At 71.9% G+C, this 24,626-nt stretch carries 28 protein-coding genes and 1 tRNA gene; all 29 read right to left on the bottom strand.

All coding sequences use genetic code 11. From position 1 onward, the window contains the following. Nucleotides 1-8 precede the first annotated feature (8 nt). On the bottom strand, nucleotides 9-1,070 hold the full coding sequence (locus IG69_RS0112735; protein ID WP_245616145.1) for a PDDEXK family nuclease: 1,062 nt from the start codon (nucleotides 1,068-1,070) through the stop codon (nucleotides 9-11). Nucleotides 1,071-1,091: 21 nt separating this feature from the next. Next, nucleotides 1,092-2,225, bottom strand: a complete 1,134-nt coding sequence (locus IG69_RS21095) for a restriction endonuclease subunit S (protein WP_084696787.1) — start codon at nucleotides 2,223-2,225, stop codon at nucleotides 1,092-1,094. Then, the gene (locus IG69_RS0112725) at nucleotides 2,222-3,676 is read right to left on the bottom strand and encodes a type I restriction-modification system subunit M (protein ID WP_030528555.1); all 1,455 of its coding nucleotides are present in this window, start codon (nucleotides 3,674-3,676) and stop codon (nucleotides 2,222-2,224) included. The genes IG69_RS21095 and IG69_RS0112725 overlap by 4 nt, the downstream gene beginning before the upstream one ends. A 275-nt stretch (nucleotides 3,677-3,951) precedes the next feature. Beyond that, nucleotides 3,952-4,027, bottom strand: a tRNA-Thr gene (locus tag IG69_RS0112720). A gap of 166 nt (nucleotides 4,028-4,193) precedes the next feature. Then, entirely contained in the window at nucleotides 4,194-4,538 is a 345-nt protein-coding gene (locus IG69_RS0112715) for a hypothetical protein (protein ID WP_030528554.1), read from the bottom strand. Nucleotide 4,539: 1 nt separating this feature from the next. After that, nucleotides 4,540-6,612 carry a flagellar biosynthesis protein FlhA gene (gene flhA, locus IG69_RS0112710; protein WP_036830005.1) on the bottom strand — a complete coding sequence of 691 codons (2,073 nt, stop codon included), beginning with the start codon at nucleotides 6,610-6,612 and terminating at the stop codon, nucleotides 4,540-4,542. A gap of 109 nt (nucleotides 6,613-6,721) precedes the next feature. Then, a complete protein-coding gene (locus tag IG69_RS0112705) occupies nucleotides 6,722-7,831 on the bottom strand; it encodes an EscU/YscU/HrcU family type III secretion system export apparatus switch protein (RefSeq protein ID WP_036830069.1) in 1,110 nt (369 codons plus the stop codon). Between the two features lie 4 nt (nucleotides 7,832-7,835). Beyond that, nucleotides 7,836-8,615 (bottom strand): flagellar biosynthetic protein FliR, encoded by a 780-nt coding sequence (locus tag IG69_RS0112700; protein WP_030528551.1) that lies wholly within the window; start codon nucleotides 8,613-8,615, stop codon nucleotides 7,836-7,838. Next, nucleotides 8,615-8,884, bottom strand: coding sequence for a flagellar biosynthesis protein FliQ (fliQ, locus tag IG69_RS0112695; RefSeq protein ID WP_030528550.1), 270 nt, complete (start codon nucleotides 8,882-8,884; stop codon nucleotides 8,615-8,617). Before fliQ ends, IG69_RS0112700 begins: the two co-directional genes overlap by 1 nt. Before the next feature lie 10 nt (nucleotides 8,885-8,894). Next, nucleotides 8,895-9,689 (bottom strand): flagellar type III secretion system pore protein FliP, encoded by a 795-nt coding sequence (gene fliP / locus IG69_RS21650; protein ID WP_051750524.1) that lies wholly within the window; start codon nucleotides 9,687-9,689, stop codon nucleotides 8,895-8,897. After that, nucleotides 9,682-10,284: a flagellar biosynthetic protein FliO gene (locus tag IG69_RS22730; protein ID WP_051750523.1), complete on the bottom strand. Its 603-nt coding sequence runs from the start codon at nucleotides 10,282-10,284 to the stop codon at nucleotides 9,682-9,684. The genes fliP and IG69_RS22730 overlap by 8 nt, the downstream gene beginning before the upstream one ends. Next, complete coding sequence (gene fliN, locus IG69_RS21645) at nucleotides 10,284-10,685, bottom strand: flagellar motor switch protein FliN (protein WP_084696785.1); 402 nt, start codon at nucleotides 10,683-10,685, stop codon at nucleotides 10,284-10,286. The genes IG69_RS22730 and fliN overlap by 1 nt, the downstream gene beginning before the upstream one ends. A gap of 25 nt (nucleotides 10,686-10,710) precedes the next feature. Continuing rightward, on the bottom strand, nucleotides 10,711-11,574 hold the full coding sequence (locus tag IG69_RS0112675; RefSeq protein ID WP_051750522.1) for a flagellar motor switch protein FliM: 864 nt from the start codon (nucleotides 11,572-11,574) through the stop codon (nucleotides 10,711-10,713). A gap of 185 nt (nucleotides 11,575-11,759) precedes the next feature. Beyond that, nucleotides 11,760-12,230, bottom strand: coding sequence for a flagellar basal body-associated FliL family protein (locus tag IG69_RS0112670; protein ID WP_030528545.1), 471 nt, complete (start codon nucleotides 12,228-12,230; stop codon nucleotides 11,760-11,762). Then, entirely contained in the window at nucleotides 12,227-13,117 is an 891-nt protein-coding gene (locus IG69_RS0112665) for a flagellar motor protein MotB (RefSeq protein ID WP_051750521.1), read from the bottom strand. Before IG69_RS0112665 ends, IG69_RS0112670 begins: the two co-directional genes overlap by 4 nt. Next, the gene (locus IG69_RS0112660; protein ID WP_030528543.1) at nucleotides 13,114-13,881 is read right to left on the bottom strand and encodes a motility protein A; all 768 of its coding nucleotides are present in this window, start codon (nucleotides 13,879-13,881) and stop codon (nucleotides 13,114-13,116) included. Before IG69_RS0112660 ends, IG69_RS0112665 begins: the two co-directional genes overlap by 4 nt. A gap of 3 nt (nucleotides 13,882-13,884) precedes the next feature. Further along, nucleotides 13,885-14,385: a flagellar FlbD family protein gene (locus IG69_RS23000; RefSeq protein ID WP_051750520.1), complete on the bottom strand. Its 501-nt coding sequence runs from the start codon at nucleotides 14,383-14,385 to the stop codon at nucleotides 13,885-13,887. Nucleotides 14,386-14,399: 14 nt separating this feature from the next. After that, nucleotides 14,400-15,626, bottom strand: a complete 1,227-nt coding sequence (locus IG69_RS0112650; RefSeq protein ID WP_030528541.1) for a flagellar hook protein FlgE — start codon at nucleotides 15,624-15,626, stop codon at nucleotides 14,400-14,402. A 46-nt stretch (nucleotides 15,627-15,672) separates the two neighbouring features. Next, complete coding sequence (locus tag IG69_RS0112645; protein WP_030528540.1) at nucleotides 15,673-16,104, bottom strand: flagellar hook assembly protein FlgD; 432 nt, start codon at nucleotides 16,102-16,104, stop codon at nucleotides 15,673-15,675. Between the two features lie 5 nt (nucleotides 16,105-16,109). Further along, nucleotides 16,110-17,531, bottom strand: coding sequence for a flagellar hook-length control protein FliK (locus IG69_RS0112640; protein ID WP_030528539.1), 1,422 nt, complete (start codon nucleotides 17,529-17,531; stop codon nucleotides 16,110-16,112). Continuing rightward, nucleotides 17,531-18,538 carry a transglycosylase SLT domain-containing protein gene (locus IG69_RS0112635; protein ID WP_030528538.1) on the bottom strand — a complete coding sequence of 336 codons (1,008 nt, stop codon included), beginning with the start codon at nucleotides 18,536-18,538 and terminating at the stop codon, nucleotides 17,531-17,533. Before IG69_RS0112635 ends, IG69_RS0112640 begins: the two co-directional genes overlap by 1 nt. Further along, nucleotides 18,535-18,972, bottom strand: a complete 438-nt coding sequence (locus IG69_RS0112630; RefSeq protein WP_030528537.1) for a hypothetical protein — start codon at nucleotides 18,970-18,972, stop codon at nucleotides 18,535-18,537. The genes IG69_RS0112635 and IG69_RS0112630 overlap by 4 nt, the downstream gene beginning before the upstream one ends. Beyond that, nucleotides 18,969-20,270 (bottom strand): FliI/YscN family ATPase, encoded by a 1,302-nt coding sequence (locus tag IG69_RS0112625; RefSeq protein ID WP_030528536.1) that lies wholly within the window; start codon nucleotides 20,268-20,270, stop codon nucleotides 18,969-18,971. Before IG69_RS0112625 ends, IG69_RS0112630 begins: the two co-directional genes overlap by 4 nt. Beyond that, nucleotides 20,267-20,923, bottom strand: a complete 657-nt coding sequence (locus IG69_RS0112620) for a FliH/SctL family protein (RefSeq protein ID WP_051750519.1) — start codon at nucleotides 20,921-20,923, stop codon at nucleotides 20,267-20,269. Before IG69_RS0112620 ends, IG69_RS0112625 begins: the two co-directional genes overlap by 4 nt. Continuing rightward, nucleotides 20,907-21,923: a flagellar motor switch protein FliG gene (gene fliG, locus IG69_RS0112615; protein WP_245616144.1), complete on the bottom strand. Its 1,017-nt coding sequence runs from the start codon at nucleotides 21,921-21,923 to the stop codon at nucleotides 20,907-20,909. The genes IG69_RS0112620 and fliG overlap by 17 nt, the downstream gene beginning before the upstream one ends. Next, nucleotides 21,920-23,500, bottom strand: a complete 1,581-nt coding sequence (fliF, locus tag IG69_RS0112610; RefSeq protein WP_030528533.1) for a flagellar basal-body MS-ring/collar protein FliF — start codon at nucleotides 23,498-23,500, stop codon at nucleotides 21,920-21,922. Before fliF ends, fliG begins: the two co-directional genes overlap by 4 nt. Beyond that, entirely contained in the window at nucleotides 23,497-23,793 is a 297-nt protein-coding gene (fliE, locus tag IG69_RS0112605; RefSeq protein ID WP_030528532.1) for a flagellar hook-basal body complex protein FliE, read from the bottom strand. Before fliE ends, fliF begins: the two co-directional genes overlap by 4 nt. After that, nucleotides 23,793-24,185: a flagellar basal body rod protein FlgC gene (locus tag IG69_RS0112600; RefSeq protein WP_030528531.1), complete on the bottom strand. Its 393-nt coding sequence runs from the start codon at nucleotides 24,183-24,185 to the stop codon at nucleotides 23,793-23,795. The genes fliE and IG69_RS0112600 overlap by 1 nt, the downstream gene beginning before the upstream one ends. Next, nucleotides 24,185-24,541, bottom strand: a complete 357-nt coding sequence (locus IG69_RS0112595; RefSeq protein WP_030528530.1) for a flagellar basal body rod protein FlgB — start codon at nucleotides 24,539-24,541, stop codon at nucleotides 24,185-24,187. Before IG69_RS0112595 ends, IG69_RS0112600 begins: the two co-directional genes overlap by 1 nt. Nucleotides 24,542-24,626: the final 85 nt, after the last annotated feature.

The following is a 24,626-nucleotide window of genomic DNA, read 5'->3' as shown; positions in this document are numbered from 1 at the left end:
ATCGTCGATTACTCGCCGTCGTCGATGTTGAAGTGGTCGGCCAGTCGTTGAAGAGTGAACTCCTGGCGCAGTTTGCAGGCGCTGTGCTGGCTGGCGAACATGCCCTTCTCCCAGAACCCAGCCTCGAGGGGCCGCGCATCAATCCACTCGACCGGCACGACCCACTCAGCAATGTCGTCCGGCGTCGCCGGGTCATCAGAGTAAGTGCCGTGCAGCGCTTGCGCGCTCAGTTGTACCCAGTTGCCGGCGACGCGGACCTGGGCGTGCTCGAAACGTGCCGCCGGTGCCAGGACTCGCCCCACCGCCACGTAGCGCATGGGCGGGACGTTGACCCATATCCGAGCGTCCTTGGGCAATGCCCTCATGTCTTGCGAGAACATCTTGCCGCCGCCACCCGAGACGAAGCCGTGTTGGCGGGCGTCGTCCCATACGCGGTCGCCACCGGCAAAGGAGATGTACCAGTCCTTGCCGTTCCACGCGGCGCGCTTGTTCTTCTTGCTTCCCGGGGGGCCCTGCGGAGTCTCGTCATCTGACGCGGTGAGCCAGGAGCGGGCCAGGTAGCGACGGTCGTCGTCTTCGAGGTAGGAGAAGAAGACCGCATTGACGGGGACACCGAAGTCGCGCAAGTAGTTGACGATTCGCTCGGAACTGGCATCGAGTTCGGCAGCCACGATCGTGAGGCTGAGGTTGCCATTGAGCTCGTCGGGCGGCGCGCTTCCGAAGACGTCCTCGAACGCGGCCTCGAACGGCTGGTCGAGGTGCTTGGTGGCGATATCGAGAACGTCGTCGCGCGACAGCGTCGACGCCCACGAGCCGTAGTCGAGCACCTGAGCGACAACCTCGCGAGGCGTCTTGTCGCGCTTCAGTTCCAGCAGGTGCAGGTTTCCGTCGGCGTCGATCGCAAGAAGGTCGAGACGCGGGCCGTACGGCGTGATCACCTCACTGCCGATCACCAGCAGGCGCTCGCCGAGTAGTGAGGGATCGCGCTTGAGGAACTCGTGCAGGTCCTTCTCTGCAGGGAGCACTGACGCCGTCAGTGGCTTGGGCTCGTCTCCGTCGATGCGCCACATCCTCATCTCAACGGGCATCGGTTACAGCTCCCCTCGGAAGGCGCCGTACTCGATGGAGACGAAAAGTTCGTCTTCAGTAGCCGCAACAGCAGCGGCGGAATCCTTTGCCGCTTCGACGGATGCGGATCGCAGATTGAACTCCCTGACTTCGTCTCCCCTGACGATGGGGACCTTCAGCTGCCGAATCTGACCAAGGCTGAGATTGGAGATTGTTCCAGTCACGGTGGAAGCGCCGATTTGTGAAAGTGCATCGCTGGACGCGAGCCATGCTCGAAGCCACGGGCCGGTCTCCGGTTCGATGAGCCTGATAATGGCCACGGCTTGGTTGCAGTTCATTGTCGGGGATTCCTCAGGCACGAGGGAAACTCGGCCAATTGTGCCTGCGATCGAGATCAAGAGGTCGCGGGGCATGATCCTGGATCGCTTCAGCGCAAGATCTGAATCTTCATCGATGAACAAGTCGCCGGGACCGAACGCCACAGTTCCGCACTGCAGGTTCTGGGCACGTAGGAATGGCACCCCTTCGGGTGAGAACTTCAGGCCAACACTCGTGGGGGTAGTGCCCTTTGTGACGAGCGTTGCGAGGTCGCCAAGGGGGACGCGTTCAGCTTCCGCTTCGTCCGGGAACATTTCGGTGAAGATCGATTGGGTGAGGGAGCTGAGGTGGCTGAGGACTTGGCGGCGCTTTACGCGGAGGGCGTCGGCATGGTCGAGGATCGTGGCGATGCGGCGCTGCTCGGGGAGGGGTGGGAGGTCCACCTCGAGGTTGCCGATCATCTCCCTTGTGATGACGCCCTGAGCGGCGCCCTGGCTACCTCCACGCAGGCGGGTGACGGTCGTCGAGAGGAACCGGTACAGGTACTCAGGATCGATTTCGCTTGGCTGAGGACGAATCGCTGCGACTGATCGTCCAATGGCACAGTCGACACCCTGGTTGACCTTGCCGGCGGTCGCGCCGACAACGCAAACAAGGGTGTCATCGTGCTGAGCCAACTTCAGCGGCTTAGTGGTCCATTCGCGGATAACAGGCCGACGACTTTGAAACTCGCCTGCCTTAACGAAGGGAACACCAACGCCATCCTTGTTGCATGCGTTGCCGGGCGGAGCCTGCCCCATAACGATGTCGACGACGTTGCCCAGTGCGATGACTGTCACGAGAGCATCGCCTTCAGTTCCGCGAGGCCCTGGGCGATCTCGTCCTCAAGCGTCTCGATGTCGGCGATGATCTCCAGCGGGGCGCGGTGCTCGATCTCGTCGTGGACGATCTCCTTGTAACGGTTCAAGGAGAGGTCGTACCCCTGGACAACGATGTCGTCCTTGGGCACGAGGAAGGACTGCTCGGCGCGGGCACGATCCTTCTCGTCGTCGCGGGTCTGCCAGCGGGCGAGCACGTCGGGGAGGTCATTGGCTTCGACCGGGTTGCGCCTGTCATCGAGGCTGAAGCCGTCGGCGCGGACGTCGTAGAACCAGACTTGGTCGGTGCCGCCGGAGTTGGTCTTGGTGAAGAACAAGATCGCGGTGGAGACGCCGGCGTACGGGCGGAAGACACCGGACGGCAGTTTCACGACGGCGTCGAGCTTCTGATCCTCGACCAGCATTTTGCGGAGCGCCTTGTGCGCGCTGCTCGAACCGAAGAGCACGCCGTCCGGCACGATGACAGCAGCCCGCCCACCAGGTTTGAGCAGCTTGAGAAACAGAGCGAGGAAGAGCAGCTCGGTCTTCCTTGTCTTCACGACCCGCTGGAGATCCTTCGCCGTGGATTCATAGTCGAGCGACCCGGCGAAAGGCGGATTGGCCAGGATCAGCGTGTACTTGTCGGCGTCCGCGGCCGCGCCCTCAGACAGGGAGTCGCGATAGCGGATGTCGGGGGCCTCTATGCCGTGCAACAGCATGTTCATGCTGCCGATGCGGAGCATGGTCGAGTCGAAGTCGTAGCCGTGGAACATCGACGCGTGGAAGTGCTTGCGCTCCAGCTGGTCCAGGAGCGCGTCGGCGTGAGTGTCGCGGACGTACTCGCCCGCGGCGACAAGGAAGCCAGCCGTGCCGCAGGCAGGATCGCAGATCTCGTCGGCCGGCTGCGGAGCGGTCATCTTGACCATCAGCTCGATGATGTGGCGCGGGGTGCGGAACTGACCGTTGACGCCGGCTGAGGCGATCTTGGAGAGCAGGTACTCGTAGAGGTCGCCGTTGGTGTCGCGATCCGCCATCGGGATGTCGTCGAGCATGTCTACGACCTTGGACAGCAGGGCCGGGGTCGGGATGGTGAAGCGGGCATCCTTCATGTGCTCGCTGTAGGTGGTGCCGTCGCCCATCCCGCGAAGGAATGGGAAGACCTCGTAGGCGATCGTCTTGTGCATCACTTCGGGGGAGGTGTTCTTGAACTGGCTCCACCTCAGGTGAGAATGGCCGGGCAGGAACACGGGGCTCTCGACGGCGCCGCCGGTCACGCGTGCCTTCTTCTCGGCCAGCGTCTGGATGTCGTCGAGGCGACGGATGAAGAGCAGGTAGGTGATCTGCTCGATGACCTCGAGCGGGTTGCTGATGCCCCCTGACCAGAAGGCGTCCCAGACGCGGTCGATGTTGCTCTTCAAGTCACCCGTGATCACGGGCGCAACCCTAGTAGGGGCCTGCCCGATGGACTTGGACATGGGCCACCTCCGCCTCAGGGCTCTCCCGAGGATCCATCCAGGATGCCGTGCCGCGTGACCAACCGGATGGCCCTCCGCGCAGCGGGCGGTGTCTGCCACTCCGCAGCTCGACTCACTCCTTGTGAAAGAGCGTTGAGGATCAGCCGAAGCACCTGTCAAGCCTCAAGCGGAACACTGTCGCGGATCAGCCGACCACGAAACGTCCAGCATCAGGCGAAGCAATACACGCGGGGTGGAGCTGGCGGGGGGACTCGAACCCCCAACCCCCTGTTTACAAGACAGGTGCGCTACCGATTGCGCCACGCCAGCGGGCCGACCCGGAGGCCGACGGCCCCACACTCTATCGGCCGCTTCACAGCCCGATGCGCGGCTTCAGGGCAGCGCGTAACAGACCCCCGCGCACCTCATCCGGTGGAGGTGAGAACCGACCCTGACGTGGTCGGTTTTCACCTCGACCCGGCGCAGCGGAGGGGGCTCAGCCGGCCTGCGGGTCCGCGGGGTCGGTCGTGGGGAAAGCCATCGTCTCGTCGACCGGCGGCTGCTCAGCCGGCGCGGCGACCGGCACGGGAGCCGCAGCGGGTGTGCGGACGACCGGGTTGTGGAGCGTGGAGGCGACGATGCCGACGCCGACGACCGCGACGAGCCACGCGAGGCCGAAGCGGTATACGGCCTGGTCGATCGAGAGGTTGCCGGCGTAGACGAGCATCCCCGCGGGGACGAACAGCGCGACGCCGAAGAGCGCGCCGAACGCGAAGCGCTCCGGCGAGTGCGCCTTGGCCGGCTTGGCCTTCGCCTCTCCCCCGGACTTCGTGCGGCCCATGTCAGACCCCCGCCGTGCCGAGCGCGTCGGCGGCGGCGACGTCGACGACGCCGGCCGTGGTCAGGCGCAGGTGGCCACCGAGCTCCTGGTACGCCAGCACCGGCAGCTGCGGGGCCGCGCCCTCGACGAGCCGGCGCACCGCCCGCCGCAGCGGCTGCGCGCACACGAGCACCGGCTGCACACCGCCCTCCTCGACCGTGCGCGAGACGCGGGCGGCCTCGGTGGCCAGCCGGTCGGCGAAGTACGGGTCGAGCAGCAGCTGGGGGCCGCCGTCACCGGAGCGCAGCGACTCGAGCAGCTTCTGCTCCAGCCGCGGCTCGAAGGTGAGCACGTGGAGGTCGCCGTTGGAGGCGTGCGACGCCGCGATGGCCGGGCCGAGCGCCAGGCGCGCTGCCTCGACGAGCTGGTCGGGGTCGGTGGTGACCCGGGCCCGCAGCGAGATCGCCTCGAAGATCCGGACGAGGTCGCGGATGCCGACGCCCTCGACGAGCAGTCCCTTGAGGACGCGTTGGATCTCGCCGAGCGCGAGCGGGTTGGGGGTGAGCTCCTCGATGACCTGCGGGTGCGTGGAGCGCACGGCGTCGACGAGCAGCTTGACGTCCTCGCGGCCCAGCAGGTCCGCAGCGTGCCGGCGGACGGTCTCGGCGAGGTGGGTGGTGATGACCGACGAGCGGTCGACGACCGTGCCGTCGAGTGCCTCGGCGCGTCCGCGCAGGTGCGCGGCGACCCACTTGGCCTCGAGGCCGAACACCGGCTCGCGGGTCGGGATGCCCTCGAGGTGCGCGATGGCGTCGCCGATGACGAGCACGTGCCCGGCGGGCGCCTCGCCGCGGGCGACCTCGACACCGTGGACGCGGATCGCGTAGGTGTGCGAGGGCAGGTCGAGGTTGTCGCGGGTGCGCACGAGCGGGATGACGACGCCGAGCTCCATCGCGAGCTTGCGGCGCAGCGCCTTGACCCGGCCGAGCAGGTCGCCACCGTTGTCGGCGTCGACGAGGCCGATGAGGTCGAAGGCCAGCTCGAGCTCGAGCGGCTCGACGCGGATGTCGTGGGCGAGGACCTGCGGGCTGTCGGGAGACGGCAGGGCCTCGCGCTCGGCGGCGGCCTCCTCGGCGCGGCGGGCCTCCTCGCGCTCCTCGAGCTTCGGCATCGCGCGGGCCAGGAGCACCGCGCCGCCGCCGATGAGGATGAACGGCAGCTTCGGCAGGGCCGGCACGAGCGCCAGCGCCATGATGACGACGCCGGCGATCTGGATGGCGCCGCGCTGCTGGCCGAACTGGTGGATGATGTCGCCGCCCATGTCGCGCTCGGTCGAGGCGCGGGTGACGATGATGCCGGTCGACATCGACAGCAGCAGGGCGGGGATCTGCGAGACGAGGCCGTCGCCGACCGACAGGAGGCTGTAGGTCTGGATCGCGTCCCCAACTGCCTGGCCGTTCTGGACGACGCCGATGACGAGGCCGCCGATGAGGTTGACGAGCGTGATGACGATGGCGGCGATCGCGTCGCCCTTGACGAACTTCGAGGCACCGTCCATCGCGCCGTAGAAGTCCGCCTCGCCCGAGACCTCCTTGCGGCGGCGCCGCGCCTCGTCCTCGTCGATGAGGCCCGAGTTGAGGTCGGCGTCGATGGCCATCTGCTTGCCGGGCATCGCGTCGAGGGTGAAGCGGGCGGCCACCTCGGCCACGCGCCCGGCACCGTTGGTGATGACGACGAACTGGATGACGACCAGGATGAGGAAGATGACGAGGCCGACGACGAGCGAGCTGCCGACGACGAAGTGACCGAACGCCTCGATGACCTTGCCGGCGAACCCGTCGACGAGCACGAGGCGGGTCGCGCTGATGTTGAGCGCCAGCCGGAAGAGCGTCGCGACGAGCAGCAGCGACGGGAAGACCGCGAAGTCCAGCGGCCGCGTCACGCGCAGGGCCACGAGCAGGACGAGCACCGAGATCGTGAGGTTGAGGGCCAGCAGCAGGTCGAGCAGCATGCTCGGCACCGGCACGACCATCATGACGACGACGCCGACGACGGCCGCCGGGATGCCGATCTGGCTCAGCCGTGCGTTCTTCATCGGACCTCGCGGTGGCGACGGGAGCGGGTGGTGGCAGTCATCTCGGGACTCCCATCGGCAGGCGGGGACGTGACCTGAGGGGTCCGGGCGCCCGGGGTGGTCGCGGAGCTCACGCGGCGACCCCCGCCCGGTCGGTGCCCGCGTACGGGCTGCGGTGGAAGCCGCTCGTCACGCCGCGGCGCTTGAGCCCGAGGACGAAGACGAACACGCCCGCGACGGCATCGAAGAGCTCCGGCGGGATCTCGTCGCCGACGTCGCACATCCGGTAGACGGTGCGCGCGAGCGGCACGTCCTCGACCATCGGCAGCCGCAGCTCGGCCGCCTCCTCGCGGATGCGGGCCGCCGCCGCACCGGCGCCGCGCGCGACGACCCGCGGCGCGCCGAGGCCCATCTCGTACTTGAGCGCGACCGCGACGTGCGTCGGGTTGACGAGCACGACGTCGGCCGAGGCGAGGTTGGAGAGCATCCGGTTGCGGCTCATCTCGCGCTGCTTGCCGCGGATCATGCCCTTGAGCAGCGGGTCGCCCTCGGACTGCTTGTGCTCGCGCCTGATCTCGTCCTGGCTCATCTTCAGCTGCGAGCCGATGCGCCGCTTCTCCATGACGAAGTCCGCTGCGGCGAGCACGAGCCCGACGCCGGCGACGAGCCGGAGCACGTGCGTCACGGCCCCGACCGCTGCGGACGCCGCAGCCCCGAGTGACCACGAGCCGTGCGTCGTCATGAGGATCGCGACGTCGCGCAGCTCGGTGTACCCGACCCACCCGAAGATGACGAACTTCAGCAGGGTCTTGCCGAGGGTCCACGCGGCGTGCGCGGAGACGAGCTGCTTGAGCCCCTTGGCCGGGTTGAGCACACCGAAGTTGGGCTTGAACTTGCCGGGGTAGACGCGGATGCCGCCCTGCGCCGCGCTGCTGGCCAGCGCGGCCACGACCATGACGCCGAGGAACGGCGCGAGCACCTTGACGGCGTCGATCCCCGTCTGCCGCATCACGGTCACGCCGCGCTCGGGCTGCGGGTCGAGGATGACCTCGCGCAGCCCCTGGAGGGTGCCGACGAACAGCTCGGACAGCCCGGAGACGAGGTGCGGCAGGACGACGGACGCGAGCATGACGGCCGCCCACGCGCTGAGCTCGGCGGTGCGGGCGACCTGCCCGTCGCGGCGCGCCTTCTTGAGCCGCTGCGGGGTGGGCTTCTCGGTCTTCTGCGACTTGTCGCTCACCGGCTCACCCACCCGCCCCGAGCATCCGCGCCACCGAGGTCATGTCGCGTCCGGTCTGGTCGAGCAGCTCGCTGACGACCCCGGGCAGCAGCGCGAAGGCCATTCCCGCGAAGGAGATGACGAGGATGATCTTCACGGGGAAGCTGATCGCGAAGATGTTGAGCGTCGGGACGGCCCGCGACACCAGGCCGAGCGCGATCTCCGAGAGGAAGAGCACGACGAGCACCGGCGCCGCCACCTGCAGCGCCCCACCGAGGAAGGTGCCGATCCCGTCGGTGACGAGCCGGGCGAGGTCGCCGAGGGCCATCGGGTGCAGCGGCAGGACCGTGAAGGTCGAGATGAGCCCGCGCACGAGGAAGAGGTGCCCGCCGGTCGCGAAGAGCAGGGTGATCGCGAGCAGCTGGTGGATGCGCCCGAAGATGCTGCTCGTCGCGTTCGACATCGGGTCGTAGAGCGAGGCGAGCGTGAAGCCACTCGCGAGGTCGAGCAGCTCGCCGGCGGCCTGCACGACCGCGAAGGCCAGCAGGACGACGAAGCCCATCGCCGCGCCGACGACCGCCTGGTAGAGGGCCGCGCCGAGCAGCGGGAAGAGCTCGAGCGCCGGCGTCGCCTGCCCACGGATGGCCGGGAGCACCGCCAGCGAGAGCGCGACGGCCAGACCGGCCTTGACGCGCGCCGGAACGGCCTTGCTGCTGAACGGCGGGGCGAGGAGGAAGAACACCGAGAGCCGCGTCGTCGCGAGCAGCAGCGTGACGAGCGAGTCGGCGGCGAACGCGATCGTCATCAGGTGAGCAGCTGCGGCAGGAGGTCGAACATGGCGCGGGTGAAGGACACCGCCTCCTGGAGCATCCAGTGGCCGGCGACGACGAGGACGAGCGCGACGCCGAGGAGCTTCGGCACGAAGCTGAGCGTCACCTCCTGCACCTGCGTGACCGCCTGGAAGAGCGAGATGACGAAGCCGATGGCCAGGGCGGTGAGCAGCACGGGCATCGCCAGCTTCGCGCTGACGATCATGGCCTGCACCCCGATGTGGACGATGTCGGCGTCGGTCACGTCCTCCCCCTCACCGGTAGCTCTGGACGAGGGCGGTGACGATGAGGCCCCAGCCGTCGACCATGACGAAGAGCAGGAGCTTGAAGGGCAGCGAGATGAGCGCGGGCGGCAGCATCATCATGCCCATCGACATGAGCACGGAGCTGACGACGACGTCGATGACGAGGAACGGCACGAAGATGACGAAGCCGATGATGAACGCGGACTTCAGCTCCGAGAGGACGAAGGCCGGCACGAGCGTCGTCAGCGGCACGTCGTCGACCGTCGCGGGCTTCTCCTCACCGCTCAGCTTGACCATCGTCGCGAGCTCGGCCGGGCGGGTCTGCTCGCCCATGAACGTCCGGAGCGGCTTGACGGTGCGCTCGATCGCCTGCGACTGGGTGATGTCGCCCTTCATGTAGGGCTGGATGCCCTGGTCGTTCATCTGCGACAGGACCGGCGCCATGATGAAGAGGCTGAGGAAGAGCGCGAGGCCGACCAAGACCTGGTTCGGCGGGATGGTCTGGGTGCCGAGCGCGTTGCGGGTCAGCGACAGCACGACGATCACCTTGGTGAAGGCGGTCGTGAGGATGAGCAGCGCCGGCGCCAGCGACAGCACGGTGAGCAGGACGATGATCGTCACCGTCTGGCTCGGCTGCGTCGCGCCGCCGTCGAGCGTCACCGACACCCCACCGGGGGTGGGCGACGGGCTCGGGCTCGGCGCGGCCGACGCGAGGGCGGCGCCGGGGCCGAACGCCGTGAACAGCACGAGGCCGGTCACGAGCAGCGGGCGCACCCGCCGCAGGAGGGCGAGGGGACTAGGCACGACTCCCCTTGATCGCGCCGACGACGAGGCTCGCGGCGTTCCACGGCCATCCGGTCGGCACCGGGGCGCCACCGGCCGCGGGGGCGGCGGGGCGGGGCAGGACGGGGCGGCGCGCCGCGGCGTGGCGACCGCTGCGGGTGACCGGAGCAGCGGGAGCGACGGAGGCGACGGCGACCGGCACGGTGGCCGCGGGGCCGAGGTCGAGGCCGGTCCCGTCGGCCTGCGCCCGCAGCGCGGCGGCGAAGTCCGGCGCGGCGGCGGGCGCGATGGCGACCGTCGGGGCGGTGACCACGGGGGCCTCCTGCTCCGGCTCGACGACCTCGAGGACCTGCGGGTCGAGCTCGCGCAGGAGCGAGACGTGCTGGTCGGTGACGCCGAGGACGAGTACCTGCTCGCCGACGCGCACGACGTGGAGGGCGGACCCGCGGCCCAGCGCGCGCCGCGACAGCACCTCGACCTGCACCCCGGCACGCGAGCCGACCGCACCCCCGAGGCCGCGCTTGCGCGCCCAGCGGGCGAGCAGCACGAGGAGGGTGAGGACGACGCCGAGGGAGACGAGCAGCCGCAGCACGACGAGCACGACGGATCCGTCCATCAGGCGCCGAGCCCCAGGGCCGGGTCGGCGCTGACGATCTCGGTGACGCGGACGGCGTACTCGTCGTCGACGACGACGACCTCGCCGCGCGCCATGAGGGTGCCGTTGACGAGGACGTCGACCGGGCTGCCGGCGGGGCGGTCGAGCTCGACGACGGCGCCCGGAGCCAGGCCGAGCACCTCGCGCACCGTCATCCGGCTGCGGCCGAGCTCGACGCTGATGCCGAGCTCCACCTCGCGCAGCAGGTGCAGGCGGCGGGGGTCGACCGCGGCGGGCGCGGCCGTCGCGGCGGCGGGCACGGCACCACCGAGCGGCGGCAGCGCGGGCGCGGCCTCGGTCGTCGGGGCGGGCGCCTCCTCACCGGTGACGGCGAACGGGTCCTGGGTGTCGGCGATGCTCATGGCGGGTCTCCGGTCGGGTCGGGGGTCAGGGGACGATCTGGACGGCGAGGCGGCGGCCGTGGCTGCCGGGCGTCGCGCGGGCGACGCGGGTGCCACCGGCGGACACGAGGAGCGGCTCCGCGGTGCGGTGGCGCAGGGGGACGACGTCACCGACGGAGAGGGCGAAGACCTCGGCGGAGGTCAGCGTGACCTCGCGGAAGGAGACGGCGACGTCGACCTCGACCTGGCCGAGGCGGTCGGTCACGACGCGGCGGACCTGCGCGGCCCGCTCCCCCGCGCCGTCGTCGTCGGCCATCTTGTCGAGGGACGTGAGCAGCGGGGTGAGCGTGGCGAGGGTGACCGCGACGGTCAGCGGGACCGGCCGCTCGAAGACGAGCAGCTCGAGCTCGACCGTGACGACGGGATCGGTGGTGCGGGCGACCTGGTGGAAGCGCACCGTCGACTCCAGGCCGGTCATCGCGACGGGCAGGTCGCCGATGACGGTGAACGAGAAGGGCAGCTCGCCGACCATCTGGGCCAGGAGCAGCTCGGCCACACCGGACTCGATCTCCGTGAGGGGCCGCTCGGGCTGCGCGCCGGTGCCGGAGCCGCCGAGCATGCGGTCGACGAAGCCCATGGCGTCACCGAGCGAGAGCTGGAGGTGGCCGCCGCCGGGGAGGTTCTCGACCGCGAGCGCGCCGAGCACGCTGGGGCGGGCCATCGACTCGAGGTACTCGCCGTAGGTGCACTGGCCGAGCGCGACCACCTTCGCGGGCACGATCGTGTGCAGGGCGGTCGACAGCACGGTGGAGACGCGCCGCGCCCAGGTCTCGACGACGACCTGGAGCGCCTGCTCACGCTGTCGCGAGAGGCGGTCCGGGCTCCGGAAGTCGTACGTCTGTGGCTCCACACTCACGGCCTGCCCATCGGCACCCACCGGGGGGACCTGAGCGGTTCGTGTCGCACGTGGGCAGCAAGGGCCGTTCGGCCGACCCGGTGGGGGACGAGCGCCCGAGTGGGCGGCGTCCCCCGACCGGGTGGCTGCGGGCCGGCTCCCTGTCCGTGCCGGCCCGAAGGCCGAGGGTCAGTGCAGGGTCACTGCATGACCAGCTCCGTCACGTAGACGTCCATCACGTCGCCGTCGTAACGCTTCTTGATCTCCTTCTCGAGCGTCTTGATGGCCGCCTCCTTGGTCTTCGGCTGCAGCATCTGCTCGTAGGTGCGCTGGCCGAGGATGGTAATGGCGGCGTCGCGCGCCTTGGCACCGTTGACGCCCTCCTTGCCGGCGGCGGCCTGGGCCTCCTCGGTGACCTCGAGCGAGAGGCCCATCTTGAGGTAGCGGCCGTCGGCGAGGTTGAGGGTCAGGGGGTCGAGGTCGACGACGACGCCGGGGGTCGGCTCGGGCTTGGGCGCCTCGGCCCCCTCGGCCGACGAGGGCTTGAGGAAGAACCAGTACCCGGCGCCGGCCATGACGAGGGCCACGACGACGGCGATGAGCATCATCGGCTTCTTCTTCTCCGGCGCGGCGGCGGCGGCCGCGGCGGCGGGGACGGTGGCGGTGCTCATCGGGAGCCTCCTGAGGTGGCGGTGGCGGTGGCGCTGGTCGAGGTGGAGGAGGTGGCGCCGGTCGTCGCGGCGTGGACCACGACGGCGACCCGGCGGTTGCGGGCCCGGCCGGCGTCGGTCGTGTTGCTCGCGAGCGGGCGCTGGTCGGCGTAGCCGGCGGCGGAGAGCTGCTTGCCGCGGACGCCGGAGGCGATGAGGTACTCGAGCACCGTCGTCGCGCGGGAGGCGGAGAGCTCCCAGTTGGAGCGGTAGAAGCTGGCCACCGGCACGTCGTCGGTGTGGCCCTCGATGGTCATCGTGTTCGACAGCTGGCGCAGGGTCGGGGCCATCGCGGTGAGGACCTTGCGTCCGCCGTCGCGCAGCGTCGCCTGGCCCGGGTCGAAGAGCACCCGGTCGGAGACGATGTCGACGACGAGCCCGTCGTCACGCACCTCGAAGTGCGCGGCGTTGGCCATCCCCTGGGCGGCGAGCGCCTTGGTGATCTTCTGCCGGACCGCGGTCAGCTGGTCGCGGGAGGCCTGCTTGGCCTTCTCGTCCACCGGCACGCAGGTCTGCGACTTGCCGGGGGCCGACGCGATGTCGCTCGTCACCTGCGGCGCGATCGGCGCGATCGCCTGGATGGCCGAGTCGATTGAGGTGCCGTCGAGGACGCCGTTGGTGTGGTTCGTGATCTGCGGGGCGCCGAAGGACTCCTGCAGGCCCGAGGAGAGCTGGAGGAGCTTCTGCTGGTCGACCTGGCTGATCGCGAAGAGGACGATGAACAGCGCCATGAGCAGCGTGATCATGTCGGCGTAGCTGAGGAGCCAGCGCTCGGCGTTCTCGTGACCGCCCTCGTGCTCCTCCTCGTGGCCCTTGCGACGCTTGCCGCCGGGCCCGGGGCCGCTCACGCCGCGTCCTGGAGCGGGGCGTCACCGGCGATGACGGCGCGCAGCCGCTTCTCGACGACGCGCGGGCTGGTGCCGGCCTGGATCGACATGATGCCCTCGAGCACCATCTCGAGGTGCAGGGCCTCGGCCTCGCTGATCCGCTTGAGCTTGCTCGAGAGCGGCAGCCACATGACGTTGGCCGTCATGACGCCCCAGAGCGTCGCGACGAAGGCGCCGGCGATGAGGTGGCCGAGCTCCTCGGGGGCGTCGAGGTTGCTCAGGACGTGGATGAGGCCGATGACGGTGCCGATGATGCCGATGGTCGGCGCGTACCCGCCCATGTCGGCGAAGAACTTGATGCCGAGCTGGTCGGCCTTCTTGCGCGTCTTGATGCGGGCGGCGAGGACGTCGTAGATCTCGTCGGCGTCGGTGCCGTCGACCGTCATCTCCAGGCCCTCGCGCAGGAACGGGTCCTCGGCGCTGCGGGCCTTCTCCTCGAGGGCGAGCAGGCCCTCGCGGCGGGCGATGTCGGCCAGGCCGATGAGCTCGGTTACGGCGTCGGCGCTCTTCGGGGCGGAGGTCGTGAAGGCCTTGACCGTCTGCTTGAGGATCGAGGAGACGTCGGAGAGGAAGCCACCGGCGACGGCGGCGCCGATGCTGCCGAGGAAGACGAGGATGATCGGCGGGATGAGGATGATCGAGGTGGGCGAGGCGCCCTCCATGATCAGCGAGACGATGACCGCCACGAAGACGAGGACGATCCCACCGATGGTCGCGAGCTCCATGGCTCAGTCCTCCAGGCCGCGGACGGCACGCAGGGCCACGCGGCCGGCGCCGGGGCGGGACCCGGGCTGGCCGGTGCCGGACTCCTCGGCGGCGTGCAGGACCGAGGCGCGCGACTCGCGCATGATCGAGACGACCTCGTCGAGGGTCTCCTGCACGACGTAGCGCGAGCCGGTGACGAGCAGGACGATGGTGTCCGGGGTCTCGTCGACGCGCTCGACGAGGTCGGGGTTGATCCCGAAGCGCGTGCCGTTGCGGCGGGTGAGGATGATCATGGGGCCGGGTCCGTCCTGGGTGTGCTGGATGCGCCGTCCGTGGCGCGTCGGGGTTCCCATCGGCAGCCGGGCCCAGGACTTGAGGTCCGGGCGGGTACCGACGAGGGGGATCGCGGGGGCGAGCGGGCCGTCCGCGGGGTCGTGCGCGGGGTCGTGCGTGCCGTCGCCCGACGGGCACGCCAGCGGGCCCGCCCCCGAGGGGGGCGGGCCCGCCGAGGGACCGTCGGTCATCGACCGGCTCCGGCTCAGCGCTTGAGGTTGACGAGGTCCTGGAGGATCTCGTCGGAGGCGCTGACGACGCGGGAGTTGGCCTGGAAGCCGCGCTGGATCATCACGAGGTTGGTGAACTCCTGCGCGAGGTCGACGTTGCTCATCTCGAGGCGGCCGGCCGCGATGGACCCGCGCCCACCGGAGCCCGGCACACCGATGGCCGGCTGGCCGGAGGCGGCGGAGACGCGGTAGGAGGTGTCGCCGGCCTTCTCGAGGCCCTCGGGGTTGCCGAAGTACGCGAGGGCGACCATGCCGAGGGACTGGGTGCGGCCGTTGGAGAACGAGCCGGTGATGACGCCGTCGGCGCCGACGCCCCAGCTCTGCAGCTGGCCGGCCGAGGAGCCGTCCTGGCCGCGCAGGGTCGCCGTGCTGGCGCCGGCGTACTGCGTGAGCGGCGTGCCGTCGCCGGCGAGGTTGACCGCGACGTCGCCGGGGAAGACGAAGCCCGCGGAGGCGAGCGCCCCGTTGGTCATCGTCACCGTCTCGGGCGTGAAGGCCATCGTCGTGGAGTTCCACGCGAGGTTGGCCGACCCGACGGTCGCGGTGCTGCCGGCCGAGTTGGTCACCGTGGCGACGGCGGACCAGGTGTCCGTGCCGGTCTTGGTGTAGGTCAGCGTGACCGGGATGCTGCGGCCGGTCTGGTCGAAGACGTCGATGCCGTTGACGACCGTCGCGCCGACCGCGGCGTCGGCGGAGAGGTTGCCGCCCGCGTCGACCGCCTGCGTCGGGGTCGGCGCCATGATGAGGCCGGTCGGCACGCGCAGGCCGGTCATCGAGGTGCCGGTGTTGATCTGGCCGTCGACGGCCAGCCAGCCCTGCACGACACCGCCGTTGGGCGAGGTGAGGTTGCCCTGGTCGTCGAGCGAGAAGCCGCCGGAGCGGGTGTACACCTGCGAGCCGGCCTGCTGGACGATGAAGAACCCGTCGCCGGAGATCATCAGGTCGCTCGGGCGGTTGGTCGTCTGGGCGCTGCCCTGGCTGAAGTTCGTCGCGACACCCGCGACCTGGACGCCGAGGCCGACCTGGGCCGGGTTGACGCCGCCACCGCCGGCGCGCAGCGCCTGGCTGAGGGTGTCCTGGAACTGCGTCTGGCTGGACTTGAAGCCCGCGGTGTTGACGTTGGCGATGTTGTTGCCGATGACGTCCATCGCGGTCTGGTGGCTGCGCATGCCGGTGACGGCGGAGAAGAGCGAACGGAGCATGGTGGGGTCCTTCGGGGTCGGTGGTGCGAGGTCGGGGCGGCGCGGCTCAGGCCGTGCCGTGCTGGCTGACGCGGGAGACGACGGAGAGGGGGACCTCGGCGCTGCCGACGACGAGGAGCGGTCCTGTGGAGTCGAGCTTGACGGCCTGAACCACACCGGACTTGGTGACGCCGTCGACGGTCCAGCTGACGTCCTTGCCGACGAGGGCGAGGGCGCTCAGGCTGTTCTGGCCGCCGATCATGGCGGCGTTCTGGGACACGAGCTGGTTCATGCTCTCGACCATCTGCATCTGCGCGGTCTGGGCCATGAAGGCGGAGCTGTCGACCGGCTTGCTCGGGTCCTGGTACTTCAGCTGCGCGACGAGCAGCTTGAGGAAGGCGCCGGAGTCGATCGAGCTCTTGTTTGAGCTCGTCGCGGCCGTCGAGCCGGCGGCGGCCGCCTGCCCCGCGGCGGCGGCGCCGGTGGGGATCGTGGTCATCGGGTTCACATCCTCAGGTCGAGTCGGGAGTCGGTGTGCTGCAGGGATGCCGGCGTCGGAGCCACGAGCGGCGGCGCCGGGCCGTGGCGGACGGTCGCGTGCCCGCTCGGGCGCGGCTGCCGCAGGTCCTGCGCGTCGGCGCCGTTCCGGCCGGGTGTGCTGCCGGTGCCCACGTCGAGGCTCGTGGCTCGCAGGCCGGACTCCTCGAGACGGGCCTTCAGCTCGGTGAGGCCGTCGCGCAGCGCGTCCCGCGTGCCGGTCTCGGCGGCGGTCAGGTGCATCCGCACCTCGTCGCCGCTCACCGAGAGGCGCACGTGCACGGCGCCGAGGCCGTCGGGGTCGAGGCGGATGGTCAGCTCGTGGCTGCCGTCGGCGCCCGTGAGGAGCGGACCCACGGCGGTGAGGACCTGGGTGTGCGCCGGCTGCGGGACGGGCGCGGCGGCCGGGGTGGCCGCCGTGGCCGTCGCGCCGGTGACGGGCGCCGGCGCCGCGAGGGCGGGAGCCACCACGGTCGGCGCCGGGGTGGTGTCGGGCGTGCTCGCGACGGCCGTCGTCAGGGCCTCGTGCACCGCGGCGTGGGCGGGCGCGGGGACGTCGGTCGCGGCCGGGGCGGGCGCACCGGTCGTCGGGGCACCGGTCGTCGGCGCCGAGGCGGCGTCGCCGGTGGCACCCTCCGGTGCGGGCGCGCCGGCCGGGGCCGGGGTCGCGGGCGTGGTGGCGGGAGCGCTCGTCGGGGCCGCCGCGTCGGTGGCGGTGGTGGCGGTCGCGGTGGTGGCGGTCGCGGAACCCGGGGTCGCGGTGGCCGCGGCGTCCGTGGTCGGGACGGTCGCGCCGGAGGTCGTCGTGCCCCCGGTCGTGGTTCCGTGGGTCGCCGTGCCGTCGCTCGTCGGGTCCTGGACCGTCGTGGCAGCGGTCGTCGTGGACGCGCCGGCCGGGGCGGCGCCGGCGGTCGTCGCCACGGTGTCGACCGGGGTCTGGTCCGGGGTGGCGGCCACCGGGGCGCCGACGACGACCGGGAGGACGAGACCCGCGGGCGGGGCGGCCGGGGCGGGCACGACCGTCGTCGCCGTGGCCTCGGGGGCGGTGGGGTCGACCGCAGGGGTCGTGGCGACGTCGGCGGAGTCGGTGGTGTCGACGTCGGCGGTGACCGGGCGGTCCGCTCCCCCGTCGTCCGGGGTGGTGCGGGCGGCCGGACCGTCGGTGGCGTGCTCGCCGCGGACGCGGGCCGGCTTCGCCTCGACGGGCCGCCGCTCACGCGGGTCGGCGGGGTCGACGCGGTCGTCGGTGCGCGCGGGCGCCGCCTCGTCGGAGGCGGCGCCGGAGCGGGCCGCGAGCACGGCCGCGAAGCCGTCGTCGGACGCGGCGGGCCGCCCGGGACGCGACGCGCCCGGCTGCGGCGCGACGGTCGGCGTGACGACGAGGGACATCAGCTCACCCCCAGGGTGCCGAGGACTCGGCGGACGTACTGCTGGGTCTCCGCGTACGGCGGGATGCCGCCGTAGCGCTGCACGGCACCGGCCCCGGCGTTGTAGGCCGCGACCGCGAGGTCGAGCCGGCCGAAGCGCGCGAGGTCGCGCTTGAGCATCCGGGCCGCACCGTCGACGGCCTGGGCCGGGTCGAACGGGTCGACGCCGAGGCCGCGCGCGGTGGCCGGCATCAGCTGCATGAGGCCCTGGGCGCCGGCGCCGCTGACCGCCCGCGGGTCGTACCCGCTCTCGGCCTTGGCGACCGCGTCGAGCAGGCCGGCCGGGAGGCCGTAGCGCGCCGTCGCGGCCGAGAACAGCTGGTGGAGGCCGGCGGGCGCACCGCTGCCGGAGAGGGCCGCGACACCACCGGTGGCGGCGGTGGGGCCGGTGGCGGAGACGCCCTCCGCGACGGTCGGGCCGATCCGGCGGATGGCCGTCGGCGTCTTGTAGACGTCCTGGATCTTCACGACGTCCCCGCGCTTGGGAGCGGCGATCATCTTGCCGTCGCCGACGTAGATCGCGATGTGCGTGACCGGGGAGTTGAAGGCGAGCAGGTCGCCGGGCTGCGCGTGGGCGAGGTCCGGGACCGCCGTGCCCTGCCGCGCCTGGTCGGCCGCGACCCGGGGGAGCTCGACGCCGACCTCGCGGTAGGCGAGCTGGACCAGGCCCGAGCAGTCGAGGCCCTTCGGCGTGGTGCCGCCCCAGACGTAGGGGACGCCGAGGTACTTCTTGGCCGCGGCGACCGCGCGCGAGCCGGTGTCGGAGCCACCGACGGACGAGCCGCCGGCGAGGTCGGTGCCGCCCTCGACGCCCTCGAGCGCGGCGCCGTAGACGGAGTCGAAGGACGACGCCCCGGTGGTGGCGGCCGCCGTCTGGGTGCGGGCGCCGCCGGAGACGGAGGCGATCGCGCCCTGGATGGCGGCCATCCGGGCGAATGCGGCGGCGGGGCCGGAGGTCTCGACGCTCATCCCTCGTCCTCCGTCCGGCGGCCGCGCACCGACTCCTCGGCGGTCTGCTCGTCGGCCGCGAGGACCTCGAGGCGCTGCTCCTCGGCCGCGCGCTCGACGAGCCGCTCGAGGCCCGAGGTGCGCGTGCGGGCCTCGGTGAGCAGGGCGCGAGCGCGGTCGGTCTCGCCCTCGGCGAGGGCCTGCTCGCGCACGGCGTGGGCCACGCCGTCGGCCCGGCGGGTCTCGGCGGCGCGCGTCCCGAGGAAGGTCGCGAGGTCGACCGGCACGCCGACGCCGCAGACGTCGCGCGCGCCGTAGCGGGCCGCGGCCTCGGCGGCGGCCTCGGCGGCGCGCCCCTGCGCGGCGGCGGCGCGGGCGAGGTCGCCGCGGCGCTGCTCCTCCTGGATGGTGCGGACGCGCAGCACGGTCTTCAGGCGCTCGGTGCGGGTGCTCACAGCGCACCCGCCAGGCTCGAGAGGGCGGCCCAGCTGTCGCGGGCGTCGGTCACGTCGTCGAGGTCCTGGCGCAGGAAGGCGTCGATGGCGCCGCTCTGCGCGAGGGCGCGGTCGACGAGCGGGTTGGTGCCGGCGACGTAGGCGCCGATCTCGACGAGGTCCTTGGCGTCGCGGCGCGCGGCGAGGAGGCTGCGCAGGGTGTCGGCGGCGGCGCGCTGCTGCGGGTCGGTGAGGGCGCGGTTGGCGCGCGAGACCGACTCGAGGACGTCGATGCACGGGTAGTGGCCGGCGGTCGCGAGGCGGCGGTCGAGCACGACGTGGCCGTCGAGGATGGAGCGCACGGCGTCGGCCACGGGGTCGTTCATGTCGTCGCCCTCGACGAGCACCGTGTAGAGGCCGGTGATGCTGCCGCGCTCGGCGGTGCCGGCGCGCTCGAGCAGCCGCGGCAGGATGCCGAAGACCGACGGCGGGTAGCCGCGGGTCGTCGGGGGCTCGCCGGCGGCGAGGCCGACCTCGCGCTGGGCCATCGCGACGCGTGTGACGCTGTCCATCGCGAGGAGGACGTCGCGACCCTGGTCGCGGAACCACTCGGCGATCCGGGTCGCGGTGAACGCCGCGTGCAGGCGCACGAGCGCCGGCTCGTCGGAGGTCGCCACGACGACGACGGCGCGGGCCAGGCCCTCGGGGCCGAGGTCGTGCTCGACGAACTCGCGCACCTCGCGGCCGCGCTCGCCGACGAGCGCGAGGACCGTGACCGGGGCGTCGGTGCCGCGGACGATCATCGACAGCAGGCTCGACTTGCCGACGCCCGAGCCGGCGAAGATGCCCATGCGCTGGCCGCGGCCGCACGGGATGAGCGTGTCGAAGGCGCGGATGCCGAGGCCGAGCTGGGTGTTGATGCGCTCGCGCGTCATCGCCGGCGGCGGGGTGCCGTCGGTGCCGACCCACTGGACGTCGGTCAGCGCCGGACCACCGTCGATCGGCTGGCCGAGCGCGTTGACGACGCGGCCGACGAGGCCGTCGCCGACCGGCACGCGCAGCGGGCCGCCGGTGGCCTCGACGCGGTCGCCGACGCGGACGCCGCGCAGCTCGCCGACCGGCATGCAGCGGGCGGTGCCGTCGTCGAGGGCGACGACCTCGGCGAGGATCGAGCCGCGCTCCCCCACGACGCGCACGGCCTCGCCGACGGCGACGTCGAGGCCGCTGACCTCGAGGCCGACGCCGACGGCGCGGGTGACCCGGCCGGTGACCCGGGGGCGGGCCGCGGCGACGAGCTCGTCGTGGAGGGTGGTCGTCATCGCGCGAGCACCTCGCGGACGCGGGTGAGGGCCGAGGAGAGCTGCGCGTCGACGGTGCGGTCGCCGACGTCGGCGAGGCAGCCGCCGCGCTCGACGGCGGGGTCGGCGACGAGCTCGAGGACGGAGGTGGGGGCGAGAGCGCCGAGGTCCTCGGCGGAGGCGGCGAGCAGCTCGGCGTCGTCCGGGTTGAGGCGGACGAGGACGGTGCCGCCGCGCGGCACCTCGGTGAGCGCCCGGGCGACGGCGTCGCGGGCAGCGCAGCCGTCGACCTCGAGGTGGTGGCCGACGAGCGCCTCGGCGATGTCGACGGCGAGGGCCGCGGCGGTGGTGAGGACGTCACGGACGGTGAGCCCGGCGACGGCGTCCTCGGCGGCGCGGCCGATGCCGGCGAGCGCCGCGGTGACGCGGCGGGCCTGCTCGGCGCGCTCGGCGGCGGTGGCGGCCTCGGCGCGCTCCAGCCAGGCGAGCTGCTCGGCGGCGGCCTCGCGCCGGCCGGCGGCGATCCCGGCCTCGCGGCCCTCGAGCCACTCGGCGGGGATGCCGACGCCGGCGGGGTCGCCGGCGGGCGCGAGCTGACGGCCGAAGCTCGCCGGGCGCAGCTCGTCCGCGCCGCGCAGGAGGGTCGTCGGGCGGAGGTCAGTGGACGAGGTCATCGCTGCCTCCCGCCCGGGACATGACGATCTCGCCGGCCTCCTCGAGGGCACGGATGCCCTTGACGACGGCGGAGCGGGCCTCCTCCACCTGGGCCGTGCGGACCGGGCCGAGCACCTCGACCTCTTCCTGGAGGGCGGCCGCGGAGCGCTCGGACATGTTGCGGAACACCTTGTCCCGCACCGCCGGCGGCGCACCCTTGAGGGCGAGCGCGAGCTCCTTGGCGTCGACCTGGCGCAGGACGAGCTGGATCGTCCGGTCGTCGAGGTCGACGATGTCGGTGAAGGCGAACATCTTCGAGCGCAGGTCCTCGGCGAGGGTGGGGTCGCGCTCCTCGATACCGAGGAGGATGGCGCGCTCGGTCTCGCGCTGCGAGCGGTTCATGATGCCGACGAGGGGGTCGAGGCCGCCGACGGTCACGTGGTCGCGGGCGTCGCCGAGGGTCGCGAGGCTGCGGACGAGGTGCGACTCGACGACCCGGACGACCTCGGGGCTCGTCTTGTCCATCGTCGCGAGGCGGTGGGCGACGTCGGCGCGGACCGCGTCGGCCAGGCCGGACAGGACGAGGGCCGCCTGCTCGCTCGAGAGGTGCCCGAGCACGAGGGCGATGGTCTGCGGGTGCTCGTCCTCGAGGAACGGACGCAGCAGGGCGCCGTCGACCGTGCGCAGCGACGCGAACGGGGCGTGCGTGATGGCCGTGGAGAGCCGCCCGAGGATCTCGCGCGACTGCTCGTGCTCGGCCTTGACGAGCATCTCCTCGGCGATGTCGAAGCCACCGCGGGTGCGCTGCTTGCTGACCCGCACCATCTCGTGGAACTCGGCGAGGACGGCCTCGCGCGAGTCCTCGTCGGCGACGTCCATCGCGGCGACCTCGGCCATGAGGGCCTCGATCTCCTCCGGGCGCAGCGAGCGCAGCACCGGCGCCGACTGGTCCGGGCCGAGCTGGATGAGCAGCAGCGCCGCCTTGCGGATGCCGCTCATCGGCTGGGCGGTGACGGTCACTTCGCCCCCTCCGAGATCCAGCCGCGCAGCAGGCGGGCCACGTCGTCGGGGTTGTCGCGGGCCATCGACTCGACGGCGCCGGAGCCGGCGGTGACGAGCTGGGTCTCCGCGGGCATCGGCAGGGCGGCGCGGGCCTCGGCCATCTCGAGGACGGCGTCGGCGGGGGCCGGGCCCTCGGGCACGCGGTAGTACTCGATCTCCTCGGGCTCGGCGTCGCCCTTGCGGCGGCGGCTGCGGAGGAACCCGAAGACGAGGGCCAGGAGGACGAGGAGCGCGAGCCCGCCGGTCTTGGCGAGGTCGATCATGTTCTGCTGCTTGGCGTCCGCGGCGGCGGCCTCGAGCTCCTTCTGCGCGGCGGCGGCCGCGGAGGTGTCGAAGGGCAGCGAGGTGACCTCGACGAGGTCGCCGCGCTTGGGGTCGAGGCCGGCGGCCGCGGTGACGAGGCGGGTGATGTCGTTGGAGCTGACCGAGGCCGAGGCGGCGGAGTCCAGGAGGACCGCGACGGACATCCGCTCGACCTTGCCCGGGGTGCTCTTGACCGACTCCTTGAGGGTGCCGAGCGCGTTGGTCTGGCTGGTCTCGGTCTTCGAGTACGAGCCCGTGCCACCGGCTCCCGTGGTCGTCGTGCCGCCGAGCACACCGCCGGCGGGGGCGCCGGTGCCGGTGTAGGTCTCCTTGGAGGTCTGCAGCTGCGTGGTGGTCTGCGGCTTGGTCGGGATGTAGGTCTCGCGGTCGGTCTGCTGTGCGTCGAAGTTGAGGGTGGCGTCGACGCGGACGACGGCCTTGCCCGGGCCGACGACCTTGTCGAGCATCGACTGGAGGTTGGCGGCGGCGGCGTCCGAGACGGCGCGCTGCTGGGTCTGGCGGGCGTCGCTGCCCCCGGCGCCGGTGCCGTTGCCGCCGGCGCTGAGGACCTGGCCGGTCGCGTCCGAGACGGTGACGTCGGCCGCGGCGAGCTTCGGCACGGAGCCGGAGACGAGGTTGACGATCGAGTCGACGGCGCCCGTCGAGAGGGTCTTGCCGGGGGCGGTCTTGACGAGGACCGAGGCGGTGGGCTTCGTCGCGTCGGAGGTGAAGACGTCCTCCTGGGGGACCGCGAGGTGGACGACGGCCGACTGCACGCCGTCGAGCGCCTGGACGGTCTTGGCCAGCTCGCCCTCGAGCGCGCGCTGGTAGGTGACCTTCTGCTGGAAGTCGCTGCTCGTCATGCTCTGCTGGTCCAGGAGCGAGTAGCCGGTCGCGCCCTCGCCGCCGCCCGCCGGCAGGCCCTGGCCCGCGAGCGAGATGCGCTGCTGGTAGACCTGCGCCTGCGGCACGAGGACGGTCTGGCCGCCGTCGGCGAGCTGGTAGGGCGTCCCCGCGTCGGTGAGCGCGGAGGTGACGGCGCCGGCGTCCGAGGCGCTGAGGCCGGTGAACAGGGGCGCGTAGGCCGGCGTGGAGACCCAGCGGACGAAGAAGAACCCACCGATGGCCACCCCGAGGACCGCCACGAGCGCGACCATCTTCTGGCCGGAGGTGAGGTCGGAGAACATCTTCCCGCCGCGCGCGAGGAGGGCCTTGGGGTCCGGGCCGGTCATACGGGCATCCTCATGATCTCGGTGAAGGCCTCGACGGCCTTGTTGCGGACGGCGACCGTCAGCTGGGTGGCGACGGCGGCCTGGTTGGCGGCGATCGTGTAGTCGTGGACGTCGCTCAGCTGGCCGGTGACGGCCTCGACGGCCTTGGTGTCACTGACCTTCTGGAGCTGGTCGAGCTTCTCGAGGCCCTGGGTGACGGCGTCGCCGAACCCGGCGGCCTGGGGGCCGGCGGCGCGCTGGGTCGCCCCGACGGGGGGCAGAGCGCCGAGCGAGGAGATCGGGCTGATGCTCATCAGCGGCCCAGCCCGATCGCCTGCTGGTAGGCGGCCTGGGCGCGCTCGACCGTCGCGAGGTTCGCCTGGTAGCCGCGCTGCGACATGATCAGCTGGGTCATCTGCTCGCCGAGGTCGACGTCGGGGGCGCGGACGAAGCCCTGCGCGTCGGCCATCGGGTTGCTCGGGTCGTGGATGAGCCGGCCCTGCGCGGAGGAGAGCTGGATGCCGGCGACGTCGACGCCCGTGCCGTTGCCCCGGGACTGGGCGACGACGTAGCGCGCCTGGAAGGCGTTCTCGCTCGTCGGGCGGACGGTGTTGACGTTGGCGATGTTGTCGGAGATCGCGTCGAGCCAGGTGCGGTGCAGCAGGAGACCGCTGCCCGCGGTGTTCATCGCACCGAAGAGGGCCATCACGCACCGCCGATCGCGTTGCGCAGGCGCTGGAAGCGGTCGGTCATCGCCTGGACGCCGAGCTGGTAGGACAGTCCGGTCTCGGTGGCGGCGAGGGTCTCCTCGTCGAGGTTGACGTTGTTGCCGTTGAGGCCGGCGGGGTCGGAGGACGCCATCGTGCGGATGGAGGACGAGCCGGTGTCGCCGCCGGAGGCCCACGCGGAGGCGAGGCTGCTCTCGAAGTCGACGCGCTGCGCGGTGTACCCGGGGGTCTGGAGGTTCGCGATGTTGTCCGCGATCGTGCGTTGGCGCACCGACAGACCGGTGAGCGCCCGGCCCAGAGCACGGAACGTGCTGTCGCCGACGGGGTCGATCATGGTTCTCCTGGAGGCGTCACGCACCATCCGCGAACGGTGGTGCGTCGGGTACGCCGCGCGTCCCTGGCGGCTGACGGCCATCCAT

Origin of the sequence: Phycicoccus jejuensis (genome assembly GCF_000720925.1) — a bacterium.
Taxonomy (GTDB): Bacteria; Actinomycetota; Actinomycetes; order Actinomycetales; family Dermatophilaceae; genus Phycicoccus; species Phycicoccus jejuensis.
This window is presented reverse-complemented; position numbering and strand designations above follow the sequence as displayed.

Bases quoted from the DNA above. Each gene is read 5' to 3' on its own strand.
- IG69_RS0112635 (WP_030528538.1), bottom strand. From the start codon at position 18,538: ATGAGCGTCGAGACCTCCGGCCCCGCCGCCGCATTCGCCCGGATGGCC.
- IG69_RS22730 (WP_051750523.1), bottom strand. From the start codon at position 10,284: ATGGACGGATCCGTCGTGCTCGTCGTGCTGCGGCTGCTCGTCTCCCTC.
- IG69_RS23000 (WP_051750520.1), bottom strand. From the start codon at position 14,385: ATGACCGACGGTCCCTCGGCGGGCCCGCCCCCCTCGGGGGCGGGCCCG.
- IG69_RS0112640 (WP_030528539.1), bottom strand. From the start codon at position 17,531: ATGTCCCTCGTCGTCACGCCGACCGTCGCGCCGCAGCCGGGCGCGTCG.
- IG69_RS0112595 (WP_030528530.1), bottom strand. From the start codon at position 24,541: ATGATCGACCCCGTCGGCGACAGCACGTTCCGTGCTCTGGGCCGGGCG.
- IG69_RS0112620 (WP_051750519.1), bottom strand. From the start codon at position 20,923: ATGACCTCGTCCACTGACCTCCGCCCGACGACCCTCCTGCGCGGCGCG.
- IG69_RS0112660 (WP_030528543.1), bottom strand. From the start codon at position 13,881: ATGGAGCTCGCGACCATCGGTGGGATCGTCCTCGTCTTCGTGGCGGTC.
- fliN (WP_084696785.1), bottom strand. From the start codon at position 10,685: ATGAGCATCGCCGACACCCAGGACCCGTTCGCCGTCACCGGTGAGGAG.
- fliF (WP_030528533.1), bottom strand. From the start codon at position 23,500: ATGACCGGCCCGGACCCCAAGGCCCTCCTCGCGCGCGGCGGGAAGATG.
- IG69_RS0112670 (WP_030528545.1), bottom strand. From the start codon at position 12,230: ATGAGCACCGCCACCGTCCCCGCCGCCGCGGCCGCCGCCGCCGCGCCG.
- fliE (WP_030528532.1), bottom strand. From the start codon at position 23,793: ATGAGCATCAGCCCGATCTCCTCGCTCGGCGCTCTGCCCCCCGTCGGG.
- IG69_RS0112625 (WP_030528536.1), bottom strand. From the start codon at position 20,270: ATGACGACCACCCTCCACGACGAGCTCGTCGCCGCGGCCCGCCCCCGG.
- IG69_RS0112735 (WP_245616145.1), bottom strand. From the start codon at position 1,070: ATGTGGCGCATCGACGGAGACGAGCCCAAGCCACTGACGGCGTCAGTG.
- IG69_RS0112600 (WP_030528531.1), bottom strand. From the start codon at position 24,185: ATGGCCCTCTTCGGTGCGATGAACACCGCGGGCAGCGGTCTCCTGCTG.
- IG69_RS0112715 (WP_030528554.1), bottom strand. From the start codon at position 4,538: ATGGGCCGCACGAAGTCCGGGGGAGAGGCGAAGGCCAAGCCGGCCAAG.
- IG69_RS0112645 (WP_030528540.1), bottom strand. From the start codon at position 16,104: ATGACCACGATCCCCACCGGCGCCGCCGCCGCGGGGCAGGCGGCCGCC.
- IG69_RS0112650 (WP_030528541.1), bottom strand. From the start codon at position 15,626: ATGCTCCGTTCGCTCTTCTCCGCCGTCACCGGCATGCGCAGCCACCAG.
- IG69_RS0112700 (WP_030528551.1), bottom strand. From the start codon at position 8,615: ATGACGATCGCGTTCGCCGCCGACTCGCTCGTCACGCTGCTGCTCGCG.
- flhA (WP_036830005.1), bottom strand. From the start codon at position 6,612: ATGAAGAACGCACGGCTGAGCCAGATCGGCATCCCGGCGGCCGTCGTC.